We start from the raw sequence: 21,535 nt of genomic DNA on the forward strand, positions 1-21,535 counted from the left end.
AGCGCGGCCCTGATGCGAAACGGCCCATGTCGTCGACACGGGCCGTTTCGTTTGGGGAAAAACGCTTCCCGATATATGTGGCGCCGGTCAGCGCACCTTCGCTTCCAAGAGGCGGTCCGCCCTGGCCAGCAGGTCGCGGACGGTGGATGCCTGCGTGCGTTCCGTGAGCGCAGCGAAGGAGCTGGCGTGGCGCGTGCTGTCCATTACCGGCCGCCAATCCCGTCCGAGAGCTTCCAGCGCGTCCTCCTGCCCCGCGAGGGCATAGCTGGAGGCGAGCCGCATGACGTCGTCGTGCAGGTCGTTCTCTCCGAGCCGCTCGGCTGCCAACTCAGGGCGGGGGGGAACCTCCTGCGCCAGCTGGAACGCAACCCAGCCCCATCGATCCGCAGCGATGTGCGCCCTCATGGCCGCATCCGCCACCTTCCGGTCAGCAACGGCCTGTTTCTCCTTGCCCAGCAGGGCCACGGCTTCGTCGGGTTTTCCCGACAATGTCAACGCATCAGCTGTGCGGGCAAGCCACTCGGCGCGCAATGGGCTAGCCTGCGGTATGAGGCCGGCCACGCCTCGCAGTGTGGTGACGGCGGCCTTGGGGTCGCCGGCAGCCACCTGGAGTGCTGCCCGCCGCATCAGGATCACGGGCTTTTCGGCCGGATCAGCCGCAGCTTCGGCGTAGGCCAGCATCTCGGCCGCGCGTTTCGTCAAGCCGGTGCGGGCTAGGAACTCGGCCGCTTCGAGAAGGTGCGGACGAAGGGATGGGTCGCGCATCGCCCAACGGCTTGATAGCGACAGAAGGGCGAGTCGAGTGGGCAGTGAGACCGGCTCGCTCCCGTCGATGAGGCCGTTCAGCAGCCCACGCAGCTCGTCGCGCGCCCAGGATGCCACGGTCTGGTCCGGGTCCTGCATCAGCCGATCGAGCCGCGAGACCGCTTCGGCGGTGCGGCCCGCCTTGCGCAAGGCCCCGATAGAGAGCCGGTAAAAGGACGGGTCGAGCGCCGCGTCCGGCCATGTCGCCGCCAGCTCGTCGAGCTGGTCCGCCATGCCGGATGCGGCGGTGGGGCCGGCGTCCGGCAGCGACAGTGCGACTAGATGGAAACGGGAACGGATGCCGATCTCGCTACGGTTCTGGGCAAGCCGCCCATAGATCGCTTTTGCCTTGTCCTTGTCGCCGCGGATGTCCAGTTCGCGTGCGCGCCAATAATCGAGCACGTCGGCCGTCTCCCGATCGGCGGACCAGGATTCTAGCATCCGCATGACGTCATGCGCCGGTGCAAAGCGAGATGCCTCCACCAGACGGCCAATCGCGTCCTCGGCGATGCGGAAGCGGAGCGCCTCGGGGAGGTCCGCCAGGGCTCCCTTCAGCGAGTTCATCCGGGCCGTGCCCTCGACATCGCCCCTATACAGGGCGTCGACCGCACGCCAGAGCCGGGCTTCTGGCGACGTTCCCTTAAACAGGCCGGCGTCCGGAGACGCGTTCCCTTTGAGGGCGGCGGTCGCGTCGGCGAGTGCGGCGACGAGCGGCGTGGCCTCGCCGCGTCGGCGCAGGTCGGACACGAGCTCCTGGGTATCGTCCATTCGTCCGTGGGCGAGGTACACGCCGGCCAGCCGGCTCAGGATCTTCGCTTGTTCACTCGGCTTTTCGGCGATGGTCTGCACCGCGCGGCGCGTCTCCTCGACAAAGGGACGGGCGGTCCAGTCCGCGAAGTCCAGCTGCTTCGCCAGGGGAGGGCTTGCCGGTTCCGCGCTCGCCGGGGGCGCGGCATCCACGGTTTCCGGCGGCGCTTCTGGCACGCCGGCGCTAAGCATTCCGATCCGGGGGTCGATTACGTCGAGCGACATCCGGCTCTTGGCCGGGCCGGCTTTCTTGCCTTCTTCAGAAAGGCGGATCACCACCTCGGCGTTGTCGGAGTCCGGATCGATCTTCAGATTCTGCAGGAGTGAGGCGAGTTCCGCGTCGGACATCCGGATGCCCTGCCTTGCGAGCGGCTGGGTTGGTGACGTAACAGGCGTCACCTCGCGCGGGGGCCGCGCGCCCGGAACAGCGCGCGCGGGATCAATGTGGGCGACCATCGGCGGAGGGCTGTCTGCTGGCGCCGATCCCGTCAACGGTCCGGCCCCGGCCGCGAAGGCCCTCAACTCGTTCAGGGCGCGCTGCAGAGCTGCGAGATCTCCGTGCGAGGGGGCTTCCCGGTCGGGGAGACCGCGCTCAGATCGAAAGCTCTTGAGCGCGTCGCGTGACATCGGGCCCCAGTGGCCGTCGATGGGACCGGGGTCATAGCCGAGCGCGGTGAGCGAGGCCTGCACATTGTGAAGGTTGACCTGCTCAAGTTGCGCCATCCGGCTGGGCGGGAGCCGGGGCGGGACGGGTGCCTTGTCCGCGGCTGCCGCGGTTGACGGCACCAAATCCGGTGCGGAAGCGGACGACTGTGCATCGCCCACCTCGGCTCCGGTACTTGCCCCATGGTTCGCCGGCGTGTCGAGAGCGATGACGACCCGGCGCGGGCGCTGGTTGACGAGCAGATCGATCGTTACCGCGCCGTCGGCCACCGAAGCATGGGTCGGAGCCACATGGACCGTCTTCCCGCCGCCACCCGCTCCGCGTCCGGGAACAGCGGTCGCGACTCCGGCGGCTGGATCGAGGTACAGCTGATAGTCGGCCCCGCCGATGGCAACCTTCGCGGTTACCGCCTGTCCGGAACCGGCGCGGCTCGGCGCGACGGCCGCCTTGACCGGCGTGACCTCGGGGTCGCCGTCAGCTTGGGCGTGAGCGGTGCCGGGCATAGCGGCCGCCAGGATCCAGGCGGACGTGGAAGCGGCGAGCAGGCGGCGGAGCATGGGCGGGTTCTCGAAAAAATCTGTGCGGTTTTCATATATTCGTGCGTCGTTGCGATCGGATGATTTTTAATGGGCGGCTCATTTTTTTACGCCACCTGAAGGGGGAGAGCTTCACCGCTACCAGTTTAGGACATCCGCCCATGGCCCTGGAAAACGCGAGTTACGCTGCGCTGTCTAGCTTGAAGGCGCTGCGCACGCGCAGCGAAATCACGGCGAACAACGTAGCGAACATGAACACGGCTGGTTTCAAGGTCGAGCGCCAGATCATCCATGAGCGTGAGCTTTCCTCGGGCAAGGACAAGGTGTCCTACGCGCTCGATATTGGCAGCTACACCGACATGAGCGCCGGCGCGATGAGGCGCACGGATGATCCCTTCCACGTCGCCCTGGATGGGGACGGCTTCCTCGTCGTTCAGACGCCCGAAGGGCCGCGCTACACCCGCGATGGGCGCCTGCAACGCGCGCCCGACGGGACCCTGACAACCGTTTCCGGCCGTCCGATCCTCAACGATAACGGCGGGCCGATCGTCATTCCGCAAGGTGTGGGCCGGATCCAAATTGCGGAGGACGGGACCATTCTTGCCGGTGGTCAGCCTCTCGACCAGTTGGGCGTCGTCCGGTTCCCGGAAAGCCGTCCGATGTCCCGGCAGGCGGAGGGGCTGTTCAACACGGACGAGGCCCCGCAGATCGCACAAATGACGCGGGTCCAGCAGGGCATGCTCGAGAACTCCAATGTCCAGGCAATCAGCGAGATGGTGAACCTGATGCAGCTGGAGCAGGACTATCAGGCGGTCACGAACCTCGACAAGGAATCCGAAGAGGTGGCCCGCAAGGCGCTGAACGCCCTGTTCGGCGCGCCGGTCTGATCCATGGCGGACGGGCGGACCCGCCCCTTTCAGCCGCCCACCGATTCGACGCCGGCCCGGGAGCCCCTGTGGCGGCAACACGAGACGCAAGCCGGGACACCGGGCCAAGGACAGCAAAACAGAGGCAGCAGGACGATGAGCGCGCTCTACACGGCCGCAACGGGCATGATGGCCCAGGCCACCAACGTCGATGTCATTTCGAACAACATCGCAAACGTCAACACGACCGGTTACAAGACTGCACGTGCGGAGTTCCAGGACCTGCTGTACCAGCAGCATGTGCGCCCGGGCTCGCGAACCGGCAACACCGACACGCTCGCCCCGACCGGGGTGCAGGTCGGCGCCGGCGTGAAGGCGGCCGGCGTGTCCTACTCGAGCATGCAAGGCAGCCTCAAGCAGACCGACAACAAGCTCGACGTAGCGCTGCGCAGCCCCGGCAACTATCTGGTGGTGGCCATTCCCGGCCAGGATCGGCTCACCTATACGCGTGACGGTTCGTTGAAGCTATCGGCGGACGGACGGCTGGTCACTCGCGACGGCTACGACGTCATGGTCGACGGCGGCCCCGTGGAAATCCCCGCCAGCGCGACCGACATCACCATCAACGAGGCTGGCGAGATCTTCGTTACCGAGGGCGGCGCGGTCGAGGCGCGGCGGCTCGGACAGCTCGACTTAGCGCTTTTCCCCAACGAGAACGGCTTGCTGCACGTCGGCGGCAACCTGCTGATGGAATCCGAGGCCTCGGGCGCGCCAGTGGATGGAAAGGCCAACGACATGGCGAACGGCTTCGGCGCGATCTCCCAGGGTTACCTGGAAATGTCCAACGTCAATATCGTCGCCGAGATCAGCGATCTTATCACCGCTCAGCGTGGCTATGAGATGAACGGCAAGGTGATGGAAGCGGCGGATCAGATGGGCCAAGCCGCCAACCGGGTGATGGGCTGATGCGCACGCGGTTCGCGCCTTTCCTTTTTGCTGCCGTGGTCGCTCCGGCGCTGCTCGCCTCGGCCGCGTCGGCGAGCGTCGCGGTCGAGGTCGGCGAACGCCTTCCGTCCCTGGTGGGTTTCGCGCCGCCCGACGGCGAGTTCGAGATCGACTGGTCGCGGGTGCCTCCCGCGAATGGGACGCTGCGCGACCTGTCCTACGACCCGATCCGGCGTTCGGTGACGGCGCTGGTGGAGTTGCAGGGCGTCACTGCGCGCCTGTCCGGCCGGGTTCGGCTGATGGCGGAGGTGCCCGTTCCGACCCGCACCGTTGCTCGAGGCGAGGTGATCGCCGACAGCGACCTTTCGACCCTGCGGCTGGACCTGCTCACGGTTCACCGTGACGTGCAGACCGGCAGGGCAGGCGTCGCCGGCGCCGAGGCGCGGCGTTCGCTGCCTGCGGGGCGGCCCATCCTCGCAACCGACATTGCCGCAGCCCGCGACGTGAACCGCCATCAGGAAATCGACATCGTCTACGAGAACAATGGCGTCGTCATCGCTACCAAAGGACGTGCGATGGAGAGCGGCAACCTCGGCGACGTGATCCGGGTCCAGCCGACCGGCGTCCGTAAGATCATCGATGCACGCATTTCCGGCCCGGGCGCCGTCACCGTCGGCGCACCCGGCTGATGCTCATTCAAGGACAGTCACGATGAACCCGATCCGGACGGTCTCGTTCGCCCTGTTTCTCGCAGCCCTTGGAGGCTGCGGCCGTTTCGACCATCTGGGCCAGCCGCCGACCATGACTCCAGTTGGCCCGGACGCCGAGGGCAGGGCGCTGACGGAACCCGTGCGCCTGGCGGCAATGCCTATGCCCATGCCGACGCCGCTTCCGCCCGGGCGGGCGTCGCGCAATCCCGGGTCCGTCTGGCAGCCCGTAATGGGGAATCCCATGCTCGGGCAGAGGGCGTCGCGAGTCGGCGACATCCTGACTGTGATCATCGACATTGACGAGCAGGCATCGTTCCAGAACCAGACGAGCCGCACGCGCAATGCGAGCGAAGGGGTGAGCGTCCCCGGACTGTTCGGCCTGCAGAATCAGCTTCCAGGCAATGCCGAAAGCTTGGTCGATATCGGTTCAGACAGCACCAGCCGCGGCGTGGGCACCTCTAGGCGGCAGGAGCAGGTCGAGACGAAGATCGCCGCCGTCATCACTGAGGTCCTGCCCAACGGCAACTACGTGATCCGGGGCCAGCAGGAGGTGCGGGTGAACTATGACATGCGTGTCCTGCACGTGGCTGGCGTCGTTCGGCCACAGGATATCCGCGCCAACAACACCGTGACCGGCGACAAGATCGCCGAGGCGCGGATCGGGTACGGCGGGCGGGGCCAGATCATGGATCTCCAGCAGCCGCGCTACGGCCAGCAGGTGCTCGACATCGTGCTGCCCTGGTAACGCCGCCCGTGCCGGTTTCAATCTCTCAACTCCGGACAGGACCCATAGGATGGCATCGCCCTCTCCACTTTCAGCAGCTCTCTTCGCCGCTCTCTTCATCGCGCTGGCAATGCCCTTGGCTCCGCCAGCCCACGCGGAAGAGGCGCCGGCCGGCGCCTCACCCGGATTTGTGCCGATCGAGGACATCGTCGTCCCGGTGGTCGTGAAGACGCGGCTGCGCGGCTATCTGCTGGTTCGCGGCACGCTCGAATTCGGAACGCCGGATCAGGCGAAGAGCGCCGAAGCTTGGGTGCCCCGCGTCCAAGACGCTTGGGTGCGCACCCTGAACGGGCTGGCGGCGCGCGGCCATTTCGATGACGCCATCATCGATGTGGACATGCTGAAGAAGCATCTGTTCGCGGCCGTCGCCTCGGCCTTCGGCAACGGGACGACCGCGCATGACGTGCTGATCGTTCGGGCGCTTTTCCAGAAGGTCAACGGTTGAAACGGAAATTGGGCCTCGCCGCCGGGGCGGGGCCCGTTCCAATGCCTATTGTTGTGGCGCGCGCAGCAGCGCGTCGATACGGGCGAAGGTTTCGGCAGGTTCCGTAGGGTCGTCGGCGCGTTGTCCCAAAATGCTCTCAATGCGCGGGGCAATGTCGAGAGCGAGGTCAACGATTTGATCGGCGCCACGCTTATATGCGCCGATTGCCGCCAGTTCGCGCATTTCTTCATAGGTCGAAAGGAGATGACGACTGGCCTTGACGATGCCCTGTTCCTCTGGGCTATGGCAGCCGGGCATCGCTCGCGAGACGGATCGCATTACGTTCACTGACGGAAAGCGCCCGCGTTCGCCGATCGAGCGTTCCAACACCATATGGCCGTCCAGGGTGCCGCGAACGTGATCGGCAACGGGCTCGTCGTGATTGTCGCCCTCTACTAGAACGGTAAAGAGGGCGGTGATGTCGCCCTGTCCTTTTCGGGCTTCACCGGGACCGGCCCGCTCCAGAAGGCGAGAGATTTCCGTGAAACACGAGGGAACGTAGCCCTTTGTCGTCGGCGGTTCGCCAGCCGCGAGGCCGATTTCCCGCTGGGCCATGGCGAAGCGCGTGATGGTGTCCATCATCATCATTACGTGCAGACCCTGGTCTCGGAAAAACTCCGCGACGGCCATCGCGGTGTACGCCGCTTCGCGGCGCATCAACGGCGGCTGGTCACTGGTAGAATAGACCACCACTGATCGCTTAAGCCCCTCTTCCCCGAGCACGTCCTCAATGAATTCCGGGACCTCCTTTCCGCGTTCGCCGATCAGGCCGATGACGTTGACATCCGCTTCACCCCAGCGCGCCAGCATGGACATGAGCGTGGTCTTTCCGACGCCGCTGGATGCGAAAATGCCCATCCGTTGGCCGCGGCAGACCGGACAAAAGGCATCGACGACGCGCACGCCCGTTGAGATCCGGCTGCCGATACGCCGTCGCTCGATGGCTTCTGGAGCGGCGACTCGGGTCGGCTGACGTACCGCTCCCAGGGGCAGCGGCCCCTTGGTGCCGACATCCTTGGGCTTCCCGCGGGCGTCGACCACGCGGCCCAGCCAGCCAAGGCTTGGACGAAGACCCGCCGCGCGGTCGAGCTCGACGCGCGCCCCTGGCCCCACACCTGCCGTCGGTGCGAAGGGCATAGCGAGCGCCGTATTCCCCCGGAAGCCGACAATCTCACCTTCCAGCCAAGAGCCGGAATTGGTTTGGATGCGAAGCATGTCGGAGACGGCAGCGTTTCGCAGCCCAGAGACCTCAATGAGGATACCCAGAATACCACTTACCTCGCCCCATGCCGTCACAGTGGAAAGAGGATCAAGGTCAGACAGAGCGCGAGCGAAGGGGGAGGGCAAAGCAGTTCTCTATGGCTTGTAGAGGGCAACACTACCAAATGGGCGTGCTGACATATTAACGATTTATATAGGCTCGGCTTATTACAAATGGGCGATATGGCGCGCCGGGCCCGCACAACCGGGCCTCACCTCCGCCCTGGAGGTGGCGAGCCATCAAGTCAAAGCCTTTTTGCTGTCAGAGGTTCCACATGCCCCCGCTGGGAGAGAGCCTTGAAAACGAGGCCGAAATCGTGAGTTTTCCGACGAGCCTGTCAGAAGGGGAGAAGAAAGCTGCGCGGGCAGGGCAGGCGGGCGCGATAAAAAATGGCCACAAGCCAGATCTAGAAGTCGACGGGGAAGCTGACCTGTTGCGGCTCTACATGCGTGATATCGGGCGCGTGCATCATCTCACGTTGGACGAGGAGACGGATGTAATTGCCATTATCCAGAGCAGCCGCAGTGCCGTTCTTTCGGAGGCCCTTCGAGCACCCGGCGCCGTTGACCTGCTGCTATCCTGGAAAGACGGTTACCTCCAGGGCACCATGCCGTTGCGCGACATCATCGAAGTTGTTGGCAGCTACGAGGAGCACCGTGCACGCGTTGCCGACGAAGTGGAGGCCGAAGCGGGCAACGCCAGCATCGGGCGACTTCCCATCCGGGAGGCTGCGTTGCGCCCGGGCCTGCTTGCCGCGTTCGATAGGATTGAGGCAATGCGCGTAGACGCTGCTTCGGGCCGAGCCGCGGGATGGTCCACTCACCATCACGAAACGGCGCGAATTGCCGAAGGATTGCACCTTATCAAGCTGCGCCAGACAGACTTGCAGGAATTCGTGCTGTCTGTTCGGCGTGACCTTCACAGTGCGGAAGGAAAGCTCCTCAGGCATGCGCAATCCCTCGTGGGAAGCCGCGAGAGAGCGGTTTCCCTAATCACCTCGGCCAGTGATGCCGACGAGCTCGCAATGCAACTCGGGGACGAGATCTGCAGAGATGCCGGCGTATGGGCCGTGCTGGAGACAATACGCGGAATCGAGCGGAAAAGCGGGCTGAGGCTGGACGAGCTGCGGCGGGTGAGCGCGTCCCTCCGAGCGAGCATCAAGGCTTACGAGGGGGCTTGCAAGCGCCTGTTCTGCGCCCATGCTGGCTTTGTCACCAGCATCGCCCGGAGGTTTGAATCGTCAGGCGCCGCCCTAGTCGATCTGATTCAAACCGGGAACCTCGGCCTGCTGAGGGCCGTTGAAAAGTTCGAACCTGGCCGAAGCCGTTTCGCCACTTACGCCGAGTTCTGGATCCGTCAGTTCATCGCTGAGTCCATTCCGGACGAGGTGAACACTGTTCACATCGCCAGCAGCGTGGCCGATCTTTCTCGCCGTATTGCCAGGGCGCAAGAGGTTTCTCTCGCCTTGCACATGAAGGAACTGACTTTCACAGAACTGTCGGAGATGTTGGGCGAGTCGGTCGATCGGATCAGAGGGTGTATGTTCACTTCTGGTCGGGCAGTGAGCCTCGACCAACCCGTCGGGCAAGCGGACGGTGAAGACGGTGAAACTCCGCTGAAGGACGTTATCGCCGACGATGAGGATCGCAGTCCTTACGAGATCACGCTCCAGTCAGAGATGAGCCGTACGTTCCGAAAGCTACTGGCGCGTCTTCCCGAGCAAGAGTCTCGCGTCGTCGCGCTGCGTTTCGGGCTTGAAAGCGGCATCGAACTCTCGCCGGACGAGGCGGCGAGGGCTATTGGGATCAGCCGCGACAAGCTGTTGCGCATCGAACAGAGCGCGTTGCGTGCCCTGCGCAGCCCGGTTCGGTCGCCAGAGGTTTGGAGTTACAGCCGGCAATTCTCATAACTGCCCTTGTGCAGCCGAAATCCGAACTCCAGGCAAATCTGAACTCTTTATATGACATAGGGGCAACCGGTCAGCGATGCCGGCGGAGGGCGTTGCCGTCCGCCCAAAACATCATGCTGGTTGGCTCCGCTTTGCTTCCAAGTTCAGAGGAACTTTTGATGCCGGATGGTAACAATGAGTGGGGTTTGCTTCTCAAGAGCACCATCGAGTCATTCAAGACACTCGTCAAGAACCGCGTACGAGCAGGCGAAGCGCTTGCACTCGATGAGTATCATTACCTGATCCGGGATGCAGTCGAGCGCACCATGCCTCGCCATGACAATGCGATCAGGCAGATACTGGAGTCAGAGGCATCCTTGTGGACGCGTGCCCTAGAGGAAGGGGCACGGACTCTCAGCGGTGCTGGGAGCCTGGTAATCCGTAATGCGCTCGAAGAGACGCTCATAGGGCGCCTAGGAACTCTTCGGCGGGAGTTTGCGGGTCAAAGCAGCCGGCTCGATATTGTTCTGTGTCAGGAAAGACTGCGGGCTATTGAGGGAATTACGCCGTCCTGGCGAGCCTATGTTCCACATCTCCGTAGTTGTTTCGAAGCGGCCATGGAGTTGGATCGTGCCGAAGATCGCCTTCCGAACGCATTTAGGGAACGGGATGCAATTGAGTACATCGAACAATTCCTAGCCGAAATACTCCCGGACAGCAGTTCCCTAGTAGCCGTAGCGTCGATTCTGGCCTCTGACCCGGACCTATACAACAGCGCTCCCGCTCGGGAACCCTCGTTGCGGGGAACGATCCTTAAAACCTTTGAGCGGGTGTTGGCTGAAGTGTTGACTGACCTTTTTACGAAGTATAATCGCCAGATAAAGGAACATGGTTCAGATTAGATAAAGCTGTAGTGCTCCCGGACTTGATGCTTCGGAGTACTCCGGGAGCAGCTTCGCGAAAAGGTCGCCGCTCAGTGGGTTTATTTGATGTGGTGCTCAGGCTGAGCGATTTCCTTAAAATGTTACGAAACATTTCATAAAACTAAAGCGTCTGTTACCACTTTGGAAACTTTTTCCCCGTATATGATTCACGACTCAGTAGACGGAGCGGGTTTCATGCGGGTATTTGTAATTGAGAACAGCGAAATCGCCCTTCAGAGCGTCATGGACGTGTTCCGCCAGGAATTGAACATGGTGGTTGAAGGGGTGGTCGGCATGGTTCCGGAGATGCTTGCATGGCTGAAGACCGAGGCCGACAACTTTGACGTGATCGTGGTGAATGAGTTCGCCGGTTCGATGGACGGGCTTGATATCATCCGGAGCTTACGGCGCGCTGGCACCCACGTCCCGCTGGTGGCGACGCTGGAATGCTCAATGGCGCGACTGCCTGAAGCTTTTTCAGCCGGCGCCGCCGACGTCGTGCAGAAGCCATTCAAGCGCGAGCATTTTCTCGCCCGCGTGCGGGCCCGGGCGCTGGGGCGCTTCGGTTTTTGTGAACCCTGTGTCGCCGTCGGCAGCCTTATAGTTTACTTCGACGGTCGGCCGGCCGAATACGATGGGCGCGAAATCAACCTGACTAAAAAAATCTATAAGACTCTTCAATGCTTGGCGCTGCGCTATGGCCGCGTGGTTACTCGCGAGCAGCTCTACAACGATCTCTTTAGTGAAGAAGAACAGCATAAGGTTAATATTGACACGGTTAATGTGCATATCTGCAAGCTGCGCTCTGACTTGGCGGCTGCGGGCGTGAAGGAAGACCTGATCGAGACCATTCGCGAGACAGGCTATCGATTGACCGGAGCTCGCATTGGCGAGACGGGGCGGCTGATCCGCGGCGGGTACCGCGTAGCCATCACCTCTCCGCGTGAGGAGCGTCTGGTCGCAGAGGTTCCTTTGAGCGGCGAGCTTCCACTCCGAGATCTGGGCAAGGAGGATACACAGCTCGCTCACGAAGCGACACTGTTGCCCAGACGGGCCGCGAATAGGTAGCGAATGATTTCCTAACCTTGGAGTCGCTGTGGTCTGGCCAAGTCGAGTGGTGCACCGACCTGGAGCGACTTCAAAAGTGGAGCTCTGATAATAAGTTGAGGTCGTGCCTCAACTTATGTGAGCGTTTGCTGCATGAATAGATGAGGTTAGGCATGACGGTACATGGCACCGAAATGAACAGAATGGACACGATCAACGAGCTGCGGGACGCCGTGTTCGAGATCCGAGAACGTCTGCGCCGCCAAGACCGCTTTAGCGACGAAGAACACATTAAGCTTCTGCGCAACGAACTCATTGCAATGGCCGCTTCGATTGATCAGGCGCGGCGAGAAATTTCGGCGTTGCAACCACCGGAGAGATCTACGAACCAAATCACAACAGCAGCCGGCGAACTCGAAGCCATTCTCCATACCACGCAGGAGGCGGCCGACCAGATCCTTACCGCCGCAGAAACCTTGTTGGAATTATCCAGCCAACTCAAGGGAACCGGTACCCCACCCGAACTGGCCGCACAGATTCAGGAGCAGACCATGATCCTGCTCACGGCATGTTCGTTTCAAGATCTGACCGGCCAGCGCACATCGAAGGTACTGAAGGCTCTACGCTTCATTGAAGATCGCGTGACCGCCATGGTAGATATCTGGGGTGATGATGCTACACAAGTGCCTCCGGCGGTAGCTCCTGATAATGATGCGCGCGAGGACGCCCATCTTCTCAACGGTCCCACGGCCGGCGGCATAAGCCAGTCCGGTATAGATGCATTGTTTGATTAAGAACTGAACGACAACTTGGTAGGCATATGGCTTTAGAGTGTTTCATCTAAAAACTAGAGTTGCACGCGTGGTGATGCTAACTGTTTAGTGGGACGCGCCCTACGGGTCGTTCAGTTCTACAAAGAATGCTGGCAGGCCGAGGGGCATGGATGTTTCGCAGAGGGGTATTGATCTGAAGCTAACTCCTGCTGACTTAAATCGGTTAAGGGGCTCGTCCACAGCGGCACCTCGCCGCAGAAACTTGTGCCGCCTGCTCGCATCGCTCTGCTGATCGACGGCACGCGCCTGAACGGCGCCACTGCCCAGGAGGTCGGCGTTGCCTTGCTGACCGTGTACCGCTCGCAGCGCCGCGTTCAAGATCAGGGCGTGAACAGGCTGCTGCGCTACAAGACGCGGCCGTCGCGCATCCCAGCTTTGGCGCCAGAGGTGGGCGAGCGCTTGGTTAAAACACGCTGGGTGAAAACACAAGCTCTGCATGCGCCCCGGCTCTTCGGCGAGTGCGATCCATGCCTCGCAACAGGCCTGGACATAGCCTTCCGATAAGGAAAGACACGGAGCGACAGGAGCCGTTCGCGCAGGAAAATCCATACGCGCTCGATAAGGTTGAGTTCGCGACTGCAAGGCGGCAAGGGTACCAGAGTGATGGTGTCTGGCACGACGAAGGCGTTGGCACCGTGCCATTCAGCGCCGTCGAGCACCATGACGGCGTGCTCGTCTGGAGCCAGCGTAGCGGCGAAGCGTCCCAGAAACAACGCCTTCCAGGCACAGCGCCATGGTCCGGGTAGACACCTCGGACAGTACGAGGCCGAACTCCCCGCCGGTCGCGGGCTGGACAGCGGCGAAGATGTAGGTCCATCGAAAGTGGCGGTCGCACGTGCCGGGCGTTGCCTTTTGATCCACCAGCTGTGACACAGCCGCCCTTTTTGGCCGACACGGGCTTCGTCCTCACATGGGGGTTCAGCATTCAATCGGATGCAGAACAATGGCTCGAAGGGGAAGTATAACCGACGAGCCTCGGACAAGCTGGGGTGGTTTAATGTGCCTGAGGTCATGGTTCCGTGCCACTGGACGAGCGTGACGGACCATGAGCATGGGGTGGTGGAAAAGGCGCAGCGCTGTTGTTCGGTTTTCCGGTCCGCTCGGATGGGAGTGGAAGCTGCCGCTGCCGCTGACCTGCACGCTTCGGAAACCCTCGCGCAGTACCTGTTGCTCAGGCCGATGGGCAAAGCTGAATTTGTGACAAACATCTTTTCTCCTCTCGCAGCCTGGTGCTGCTTGCGGGGGAGAATCTCGGCCCTTCAGGGCCGAGAGATGTTAGGAGGCGACCCCGGTGCCTCAACCTTTTGGAAAAAATTAACGCCTTTTAGTCCATCCTGCGAGCCGCGATAATCTATGTGAGGGTTATAAAAGAATGGCTTCAATCGGCCTTGTGCGTATCGAGCCTTTCGGTCCCGGGCAGTATCGGGTAACTTTGTCGATCGAGGGAAGTATCCTTGTTTTTGGCGATGGTATGCTCGGCGACCGAGCTAAGGTGTCGGTTGTTGTCGGCGCACGATCTTTGGACGAAGCTGTCGTGGAGGCACAGCGGGCATTAGGCAGCTTTGGAAAAGAGCTAGCAGAAAAATGTGCGCAACACATATGAAGGGGTTGGAAATTATACTATGCTATGCTCGATGATCAAGTAGCAGGTGGCCCATATAAAGTGGTCAGAGTCACAGCCCAAGTAAGTGCGAACGGGCGCTGTGCCGTCAGTTATCGTTAGCTGGGCGCCACGTAGAGGTGTCTAGCAAGATATCTGAGAAGCTAACTGCTCCACAGTGTTCCTTGATGTCAGAGGATCTGTGCTCTTCTTGCGTGGTTTTGTCCAGAGCTACAGCGGTATGGTCGGAGTCAGCGTTTTTGTCGAGCCATTGTTTCAGTCTCAATGCGCTCCCTCGGGACATCCCGAATCCGATGACTCGTGCGGAGTGGCCAGAGCGCACTGTGGCAGTGTCGACGACTGCCCAGGTGCTAGTTTCGGGGTTGACCCAAATTTGAAACCGGTCACTCATATTTGAAATCTATCGAATGGAAAAAACTTAGGCTATGGTTGAGACAAATTGTTAAATGCGATTTCGCGTCTGTAACATGGCGCCGATCGGATTGAGGGGGCTGTCACTGTAGCCGACCGGGGTAGCCGCCCACAGTAGGGTGTGGCATGACGAGGGGATAAGGCGCGGCCTTAGTTCCCACTACTCCAAGGCTCCTTAAAAGCAGATAAGATCAGTTATGGAAAATAAACCCATCGTTAGGCGCGGAGGCCTACGCATCAACCGTGGCGGTAACCTCAGGTTTTGTCCAGCGGCCGTTGAGGTGTCCGCGCCAGTTTTGTGTCTTTCCAAGAGCTTCGGCCAGCAACGTGAACGTCTTCCAAGCCGCATGCACATCGGATTGATCCCGGTCCCGGCACCCGGTTTCGAGGTACCAGCGGATGTGCTTAACCTGCCACCGGGATGGGCCCACCTGCCACCGGCGCCAGATGACGTCTCCAGCCTCCGCAGCGCGGTCCAGATTGGACTGGGGGTCGGCCTCTGCCGGATGCTGGAGCAGGTACTCTTCCAAGATCTTGCGGGCATGTTCTGCGGCTTGGGCTTGGTTCGCAGGGTTCATGGGAGACTCCTATGCGTCCGAGAGCAGGGCTATGGTTGGTTCGGACCATTGTCCGCATGTCAGGAATGGACGCCGCTGATGAGCGGCGTCCATCGAGCAATCACACGACCCAGGCAGCGTCGAAGCTGGTAACGCCCTCCAGTGTCACGGTCTGGCCGGCGCCCAGATCCAGCCGCACCCATCCGCTTGGAGCCATGGTGACGTTGTACGCCGCACCGTTGAGCGCGATCCTGTCGCCCTGCGCGGCGCTGAAGTCCATGATCGTGTCTGCGCCGCCACCGGAACGGACCAGGAAGGTATCCGCACCCAGGTTGCCCCAGAGCTGATCGTCGCCGAGATCGCCGCTCAGAAGATCGTTGTCCATGCCGCCGTACAGCGTGTCATTCCCAGCGCCGCCATACATCGTATCGGCGCCGGCGTTCCCGAACAGCGCGTCCTGACCGACGTTGCCATAGAGCGCGTCCGAACCGGCTCCACCGTTCAGAAGATCTTCACCCAGATCACCGCTCAGGCTGTCGTCACCGAGATCGCCGCCCAGGAGATCATTGTCCCGGCCGCCGAAGACCGTATCCGCGTCAGCTCCGCCGAAGACGGTATCGGCACCGGCATTGCCATAGAGGACGTCCTGGCCGGCGTTGCCGTACAGCGAGTCTGAGCCGTCGTTGCCGGACAGTGCGTCTGCGCCCTGGCCGCCGAACACTGCGTCGTCGCCCTCACCGCCGCTGACCCAGTCGTCACCGTCGTCGCCGAACAGGCTATCGTTGCCCGCCGCCCCACTCAGGGTATCCGCACCCTGTCCGCCCGCGAGGGTATCGGCAGTGCTGGAACCAGCGAGGTTGTCGGGCAGAGACGTGCCCACCGGCGCAGGCGTTTGGGCCGGTTGCTCGACACTCGGGCTGGGGCTGGGGCTCGGAGCGGGCGGCGGGGGCGGCGGGGAGACCGGTGCGGCGACGTAGGAGATGATGCCGCCGGCCACGGAGAAGTTGGCAGTGCTGTACGTGCCGGTGAGGCTCACGCTCAGGTCTGCGCCGGCCTGCCCGTCCGTGTCGATCGCCAGCGTAGTGACGCCGCCAGCGTTGCTCACGTGCACGCCGTTCACGAGGCCGGTCCCATTGCCCGCTGCCACGGCGGTCAGCGAGCCGCCGGTCTTGATCTGATCTCCTGCGCCGAAGTCCGTGATGGTGTCGGTCCCCAGTCCAGAGCCGACGAAGTCGAAGGTATCGGCACCGTCGCCACCGGTGAGGCGATCGTTCCCACCGTTGCCGATGAGGGAGTCGTTTCCGGCCCCGCCGATAAGGGTGTCCGCGCCAACTCCGCCGGTCAGGGTGTCATTGCCGCCCAGTCCATCGACCAGATCGCCCGCTCCATACGACAACATGTGGTCGGCGTTCTCGGTTGCCGAGAGGCCGACGAGCATGATGTCGCTGAACCCGTTAGTATCTCCGGCCACCAGGTTGGAAGCCGCGGTTTCGTACACCGCGAACTTGCCGTCGCTGGTCATGGTCGGAAGCGAGCTTGCGCCATTGCTGGCAGCGCCGGCCTGCGAGACGCTCACCAGCGTGAGGCTGTTGGTCTGCCGGTCGACCAGGAAGAGGTCCTTGGCAGCGTTCGTGTCGCCAGCCACCAGATTGCTCGCGTCGGACTCGAACAGCACATAGCGGCCGTCAGACGAGATAGCCGACCGGAGGCTGTTACCATCCGCCTGGGCGCCATCACTCGCCTTGCTGATGAGCGTGGTCATGCCAGTCTGGGTGTCGCGCAGAAACACGTCGGATGCGTTGTTGGTATCGCCGGCGGAGAGGTTGGAGGCATGCGTGGCGAACAGCACATAACGACCATCGGCGGAGATTGCCGGGTCTACGACGTTCATATCGGCTTCCGAGCCATCGGACGCCAGGCTTACACGCGTGATCGCGGTGGACTGGGTGTCCCGAACGAACACGTCGGCGAAGGTGTTGTTGTCGCCCGGAACGAGATTGACGCCGTCGCTAGAGAAGGCGACGTAGCGGCCATTGCCTGAAATCGTCGGAGAATAGCTGCTCCCGAGCGACTGCGAACCATCACTCGCCACGTTCATGCGCGTGGTGGTATTGGTCTGGGTATCGCGAAGGAAAATGTCATAGCTTGCGTTCGTATCGCCCGCCACCAGGTTGGTCGCGGTGCTGAAGAACGAAACGTAACGTCCATCGGCCGAAATCGCCGACGTCTGGCTGGACCCAGTGGCCTGAGAGCCGTCGGTTGCCACGCTGAGGCGCTCAATCGTGCCCGTCTGCATGTCCTTGCGGAACACATCGTCGGCGCCATTGGTGTCGCCGGCCACGAGGTTGGAGGCCGTGCTGTGGAAGACGACGTAGCGGCCATCCGCGGAAATCTTCGGAGCATAGCTGTCGGCGTTGCCTTGGGTGCCATCGAACGCCGTGCTAACGAGCACGTTGGCCCCTGTGACCGTATCGTGCCGGATGATGTCGCGTGCGCCAGGGGTATCCCCGGCCACGAGATTGGTGGAGTCGCTTACGAAGACTACGTAGCGGCCGTCGTCGGAAATGGACGGCGCGGTGTTGTGCCCGTTGGCCTGCGTACCGTCTGCGGCTTTGCTCACCTGGCGGGTGGTCGTTAGGTTCAGAGCCATTGCTTTCAGAGCCTCTAGATCAGAGTGAGTTCTATGGTTCGTCGCCGAGCATCGCTCTGGCGGCGTTGTTTGGTTCAGCGATGGGCGAGGTGGTTAGCGGGACTGGATCAGTGCGGCCGATCGGGCGTCAGCGGGTGGTGGAGACGAACTCCAGCACCTTGCCCACATGATCGTTGGCAGCGTGCTCATACGTGCGCACAGCGGCTTCCTGCTGATTGGCGACCCAGCTCGGATTGAGCGTGCTGAAACAGGAGGTTTCCGTCCGCTGCATGTCGATCTGCTTGGCTGCTATCGTCTGTCCGTTGCGGACGAGAGAAACCTCACCAGCTGCATCGACGACATGGTCCATTTCCTTGCACGCAATGCCCATGGTCAGCACGCCGGTCGCGAGGTTGCGCCCGACATTGCTCTGGTTGTCGACGATGCCGTTTGTGGTGCGACCGCGCACGGAAACGCGAAGCTGAGTGTCCGCGTCAGCGGTCAGAACGTAGCCCGCCTTCTTGAAGCCGCTCTCTGCGATGGTCCTGTACTGGCTGGCCAGCAAGCTATCGGCGGGATAAGGTTTCCCAGTGTGATCCTGAGCCTCGACCAGCAGGCGAACCTTTTCACCCTGAGCCGAGACGGTCGGCTGCCCTTGGTACTCGGTCTGCAACGGGATAGGCGTTCCCGCGCAGGCGGAGATCAGCAGAGCGGCGGAGAGGCAGATTAGCTTCTTCAACTTAGACCCCATATCGCTAGGGTGGATGGCTTCTAATAACTCGCTATTTCGAGTGAGTATAGGCTAGTTCTTTTCAGAATGCACGTACATTTGAGCGAGACAGCGAGGAAAACTGAGCGATGTTCCAGGCTCGCCAGCGGCCCAATCGTGAGCCAAGTCGTTGTATTGCCTGGATATACGCTGAACGGTCGCTATCCGGTAGTGCGTCGGCAGCGGTTTCGAAAAACCACCGGATGTGGTTTGCCTGCCACTGATCGGGGGATAGATTGAACTTTAGCCAAATACAGCGTGCGATCTCGCCAGCAGCGAAGGTGTGTACCGCCACTCCGGGGGCACCAGGACATTCGCCTTGCTGCACAAGAAGCTCGGCATCCTCCCGCGCCATGCCTTCACTCGATGACGCTTCCCCCCTGCCCTGCTCCAACTCCACCGCTTCCCACCGGATCTTTCGTTCCCACGCGGCCCAGCGGCCGAGAGCCTCTCCAACGATCCGCCCCGTAGCGTAGTAGGCCTGTCGGTCCAGTGCGGACAGGTCCTGTGTCGCCTCGGTGAGAAACCAGCGCAGGTGTTTGGCCTCCCAGCCGAACGGCCCGACGTCGTAGCGATGCCAGATGCAGGCTGCCATCTCGCCGGCCAGGAACAAGTGCGTGTCAGCATCGGACGGACGACGGCGGTGGAAGGTCCCTCGCAAGAGAGCGGTGACTTGCCCGCGGGCGTGATCTTGGCTCTGAACCGGCATGGCAGATGCTCCTCCGTGGCTCTGCCGCATACGGTAAGCCGAAGGGCGCTGCCCGCGCGGCGTCGATAAATTGCGGGGCTGCGCATCTTTCTGCAGGAAATTGAGCGGCTGAACAGCGCGGCCCTCGTGATCGCGCTGTTCCAGCCTTTGTTGGGATTATAGGCGCTCTATCAGCAAGAGCCACCGTCCCAGCGGACACATGTGAACGGCCGGGAGGCGTAGAAGGGCGCGCTCTTCTGGGCGGCTGCCGGGTCAGCCTGGCAGAGCGGATCATAGTTTGTCGGACGAGCGGCGCCGGTGCAGAAGGCATCATAGTCGGCCTGGGTGCAGCTGCTGCTGATCCGGTACTGGTTGTTGCAGGCGTAGTGGCGGTCGCTCCACCAGTAGTCACACATCACAGGCTCTTCGGGCCGGATGCACACAACAGCCCGACGTTGGCCTGCATGGACAACCCACTGATTGCGAGAAATATAGCCGATGTTCGTCCAGGTGTAGGGCGACTCCTTGGACATCACTGAGTTGTTCGTGCCCCAAAAGCGCTCGTTTTGACGGACAACGCCACCATGGGTGCGAAGCGACACGAACCATTCACGCTCGGTAAAGCAGTCGATGCCGTCTCTGTTGCACTGACGGGAGACGTAAGGCGGATCTCCCAGGCCGGCATTCCGGCAATCGGAGTGGCTCACGACCCCGCGCACGCTGCCGATGCACTGGTACTCCTGCGTTTGAGTGCCGCCCGACGGCGAGCAGGACGCGCTACATCCGCCCCACGCTGAGGCCTGCCAGCGGAAGGTCTCGAAGCCGGTTGCGGTGCCAGCCAGCTGTTGGGACGCGGACACCGTGCCATAGACGGGGTGCGTCGGTGACGAGGCGGTCATCGTGGCCGACATAGCACCGTCCTGCCAGGCTTTCGCCCTTACGGCAACCTCACAGGTCTGTCCTGGACCGAGGACCGTGCCGGAGCAGGCGTCCCGTCCGGGCACGACCTCGAAGTTGCCGCTGGAGAACGAGATCGCCATTGGAGTAGTCGGGAACTCCGTGCTGGTGTTGCTGGCCGTGAACGTCACGGGGGTTGAATAGCCCATGGTGCCGGGGCCGGCGCTCGGGCCGTTGACGTGCATGGTACCGGGATTTCCAGACTTAACCTGCAGGGTCAGGCGCAACGGGTCGAACTGGGCGCCTCGGCCGGAAAGCGGCACCTCGAACTTGTAGTCGCCGCTGGACAGAAGCAGCGTGCCCTTGAGCGGGCCGAACCAGCTTGCCCGTGGCTGAATCGTGATCTGGCAAGTGCTCCCAGCAGCGCCCGGCGCTGCGAGGCGCACTCCGGTGCAGCTGTCCGAGATCACCGTGAAGTGCTCGGCACCCTCGCTGATCTCAGCCGACAGCTGGTCGATCATGAACATCGGTAACGGTGCCGCCGACCCGATGGTTTGCCCGTCTGCGGTGGTGAGGCTGAGCGTCGTCGCGGCGCTCGGCATCCCGTCGATCGAGATCACCAGATCCCGGAAGTCATCAATCGTGACGGCGCTGCCGGTCACGACCTGATCCGGCTTGGGAGCGGCTGGGCTGAAAACGCTGGGGTAGGTTGTTCCTGCGGGTTCGGTAGCCACTCCGGCGCCCTTGATCCGAAGCTCGATGCTCGCCGTATCGGCAGCCCAGGATGCGGGCGACAGCACAACGGTGGACAGCAACAGGCCGGCAAGAAAACGCTTCATCCATATCCTCCAACGCCGCAACGGGCATCCCGGTTCTGCAGCGGGTTAGCGGGTCCGATCGAATACGGTGCTCCGCCCACACACTAGGCCAGGGGGATTTGGCCTCGCGCTGGGGATAGATGACGCCAAAACGCATCATTCAGCAGGTTTTTGCCCATTCGGAGCTTGGAAGTGGCCTTGCCCAGCATGAGATAGCGGAGCCGCGAGTCTGTGTGCGACCTGAGGCTCAATCCAATGACAAGGTCGAAAGTCCTGCCCGCCTTCTAAACGCTTCAGACGCTTCGTGCAGGTCCGTATCCGAGCCTAAGGAGGTGCTCAGACGCCAAGCCAGGCGCAAGCAGGACTAGGGTCTGTTGACATTCATCGTGTGTTCAGAACGGCAGCAGCGAGGTGAATGGCGGCGGCAAAACCGGCGTCGGTTTTGTCGTAGCGGGTGGCGATCCGCCGGAACTCTTTGATCTTGCAGAAGAAGTTCTCAATCAGGTGGCGCCACTTATACATCTCGCTGTCATGAGGGATGCAGGTGGAGCGGTCGGCTTTTGAGGGAATGACGGCGAGGGCGCCGCGTTCAG

17 protein-coding genes and 1 pseudogene are annotated in these 21,535 nt (G+C 62.1%); 10 read left to right on the top strand and 8 right to left on the bottom strand.

What is annotated here, in order from left to right; genetic code table 11:
- Window positions 1-87 precede the first annotated feature (87 nt).
- Window positions 88-2,832 carry a peptidoglycan-binding protein gene (locus JUB11_RS28010; RefSeq protein ID WP_207462091.1) on the bottom strand — a complete coding sequence of 915 codons (2,745 nt, stop codon included), beginning with the start codon at window positions 2,830-2,832 and terminating at the stop codon, window positions 88-90.
- A gap of 140 nt (window positions 2,833-2,972) precedes the next feature.
- On the opposite strand from JUB11_RS28010, the gene flgF reads away from it, so the two are divergent.
- The 5 genes from flgF to JUB11_RS28035 all read left to right on the top strand — a co-directional run bounded on the left by flgF (window position 2,973) and on the right by JUB11_RS28035 (window position 6,561).
- On the top strand, window positions 2,973-3,698 hold the full coding sequence (gene flgF / locus JUB11_RS28015; RefSeq protein WP_207462092.1) for a flagellar basal-body rod protein FlgF: 726 nt from the start codon (window positions 2,973-2,975) through the stop codon (window positions 3,696-3,698).
- Window positions 3,699-3,833: 135 nt separating this feature from the next.
- Window positions 3,834-4,643, top strand: a complete 810-nt coding sequence (flgG, locus tag JUB11_RS28020; protein ID WP_207462093.1) for a flagellar basal-body rod protein FlgG — start codon at window positions 3,834-3,836, stop codon at window positions 4,641-4,643.
- Entirely contained in the window at window positions 4,643-5,311 is a 669-nt protein-coding gene (gene flgA, locus JUB11_RS28025; RefSeq protein ID WP_207462094.1) for a flagellar basal body P-ring formation chaperone FlgA, read from the top strand. Before flgG ends, flgA begins: the two co-directional genes overlap by 1 nt.
- 22 nt (window positions 5,312-5,333) lie before the next feature.
- A complete protein-coding gene (flgH, locus tag JUB11_RS28030; protein WP_207462095.1) occupies window positions 5,334-6,077 on the top strand; it encodes a flagellar basal body L-ring protein FlgH in 744 nt (247 codons plus the stop codon).
- 49 nt (window positions 6,078-6,126) lie between these two features.
- On the top strand, window positions 6,127-6,561 hold the full coding sequence (locus JUB11_RS28035; RefSeq protein WP_207462096.1) for a hypothetical protein: 435 nt from the start codon (window positions 6,127-6,129) through the stop codon (window positions 6,559-6,561).
- A gap of 45 nt (window positions 6,562-6,606) precedes the next feature.
- Here the strand turns inward: JUB11_RS28035 and JUB11_RS28040 are convergent, their stop codons facing one another.
- The gene (locus JUB11_RS28040) at window positions 6,607-7,947 is read right to left on the bottom strand and encodes a FliI/YscN family ATPase (protein WP_207462097.1); all 1,341 of its coding nucleotides are present in this window, start codon (window positions 7,945-7,947) and stop codon (window positions 6,607-6,609) included.
- A gap of 188 nt (window positions 7,948-8,135) precedes the next feature.
- Between JUB11_RS28040 and JUB11_RS28045 the strand changes: the two genes are divergently transcribed.
- The 5 genes from JUB11_RS28045 to JUB11_RS33035 all read left to right on the top strand — a co-directional run bounded on the left by JUB11_RS28045 (window position 8,136) and on the right by JUB11_RS33035 (window position 13,056).
- Window positions 8,136-9,770 carry a sigma-70 family RNA polymerase sigma factor gene (locus JUB11_RS28045; RefSeq protein ID WP_207462098.1) on the top strand — a complete coding sequence of 545 codons (1,635 nt, stop codon included), beginning with the start codon at window positions 8,136-8,138 and terminating at the stop codon, window positions 9,768-9,770.
- Between the two features lie 158 nt (window positions 9,771-9,928).
- Entirely contained in the window at window positions 9,929-10,651 is a 723-nt protein-coding gene (locus tag JUB11_RS28050; protein WP_207462099.1) for a hypothetical protein, read from the top strand.
- Window positions 10,652-10,867: 216 nt separating this feature from the next.
- A complete protein-coding gene (locus tag JUB11_RS28055; protein ID WP_207462100.1) occupies window positions 10,868-11,740 on the top strand; it encodes a response regulator transcription factor in 873 nt (290 codons plus the stop codon).
- A gap of 152 nt (window positions 11,741-11,892) precedes the next feature.
- The gene (locus JUB11_RS28060; protein ID WP_207462101.1) at window positions 11,893-12,513 is read left to right on the top strand and encodes a hypothetical protein; all 621 of its coding nucleotides are present in this window, start codon (window positions 11,893-11,895) and stop codon (window positions 12,511-12,513) included.
- Between the two features lie 243 nt (window positions 12,514-12,756).
- On the top strand, window positions 12,757-13,056 hold the full coding sequence (locus JUB11_RS33035) for a hypothetical protein (protein ID WP_247887379.1): 300 nt from the start codon (window positions 12,757-12,759) through the stop codon (window positions 13,054-13,056).
- Between the two features lie 1,758 nt (window positions 13,057-14,814).
- On the opposite strand, the gene JUB11_RS28070 is transcribed toward JUB11_RS33035, so the two are convergent.
- The 6 genes and pseudogenes from JUB11_RS28070 to JUB11_RS28095 all read right to left on the bottom strand — a co-directional run.
- Complete coding sequence (locus JUB11_RS28070) at window positions 14,815-15,162, bottom strand: hypothetical protein (RefSeq protein ID WP_207462103.1); 348 nt, start codon at window positions 15,160-15,162, stop codon at window positions 14,815-14,817.
- Window positions 15,163-15,262: 100 nt separating this feature from the next.
- A complete protein-coding gene (locus tag JUB11_RS28075) occupies window positions 15,263-17,791 on the bottom strand; it encodes a PD40 domain-containing protein (RefSeq protein ID WP_207462104.1) in 2,529 nt (842 codons plus the stop codon).
- A gap of 127 nt (window positions 17,792-17,918) precedes the next feature.
- Entirely contained in the window at window positions 17,919-18,509 is a 591-nt protein-coding gene (locus JUB11_RS28080; RefSeq protein ID WP_207462105.1) for a hypothetical protein, read from the bottom strand.
- A gap of 73 nt (window positions 18,510-18,582) precedes the next feature.
- Window positions 18,583-19,248 carry a hypothetical protein gene (locus JUB11_RS28085; RefSeq protein WP_207462106.1) on the bottom strand — a complete coding sequence of 222 codons (666 nt, stop codon included), beginning with the start codon at window positions 19,246-19,248 and terminating at the stop codon, window positions 18,583-18,585.
- Window positions 19,249-19,418: 170 nt separating this feature from the next.
- On the bottom strand, window positions 19,419-20,963 hold the full coding sequence (locus tag JUB11_RS28090; protein WP_207462107.1) for a hypothetical protein: 1,545 nt from the start codon (window positions 20,961-20,963) through the stop codon (window positions 19,419-19,421).
- 360 nt (window positions 20,964-21,323) lie between these two features.
- Window positions 21,324-21,535: pseudogene (locus tag JUB11_RS28095) on the bottom strand (IS5/IS1182 family transposase); the annotation flags it as partial.

The sequence above is a fragment of the Azospirillum sp. SYSU D00513 genome (assembly GCF_017356015.1).
GTDB lineage: Bacteria > Pseudomonadota > Alphaproteobacteria > Azospirillales > Azospirillaceae > Azospirillum.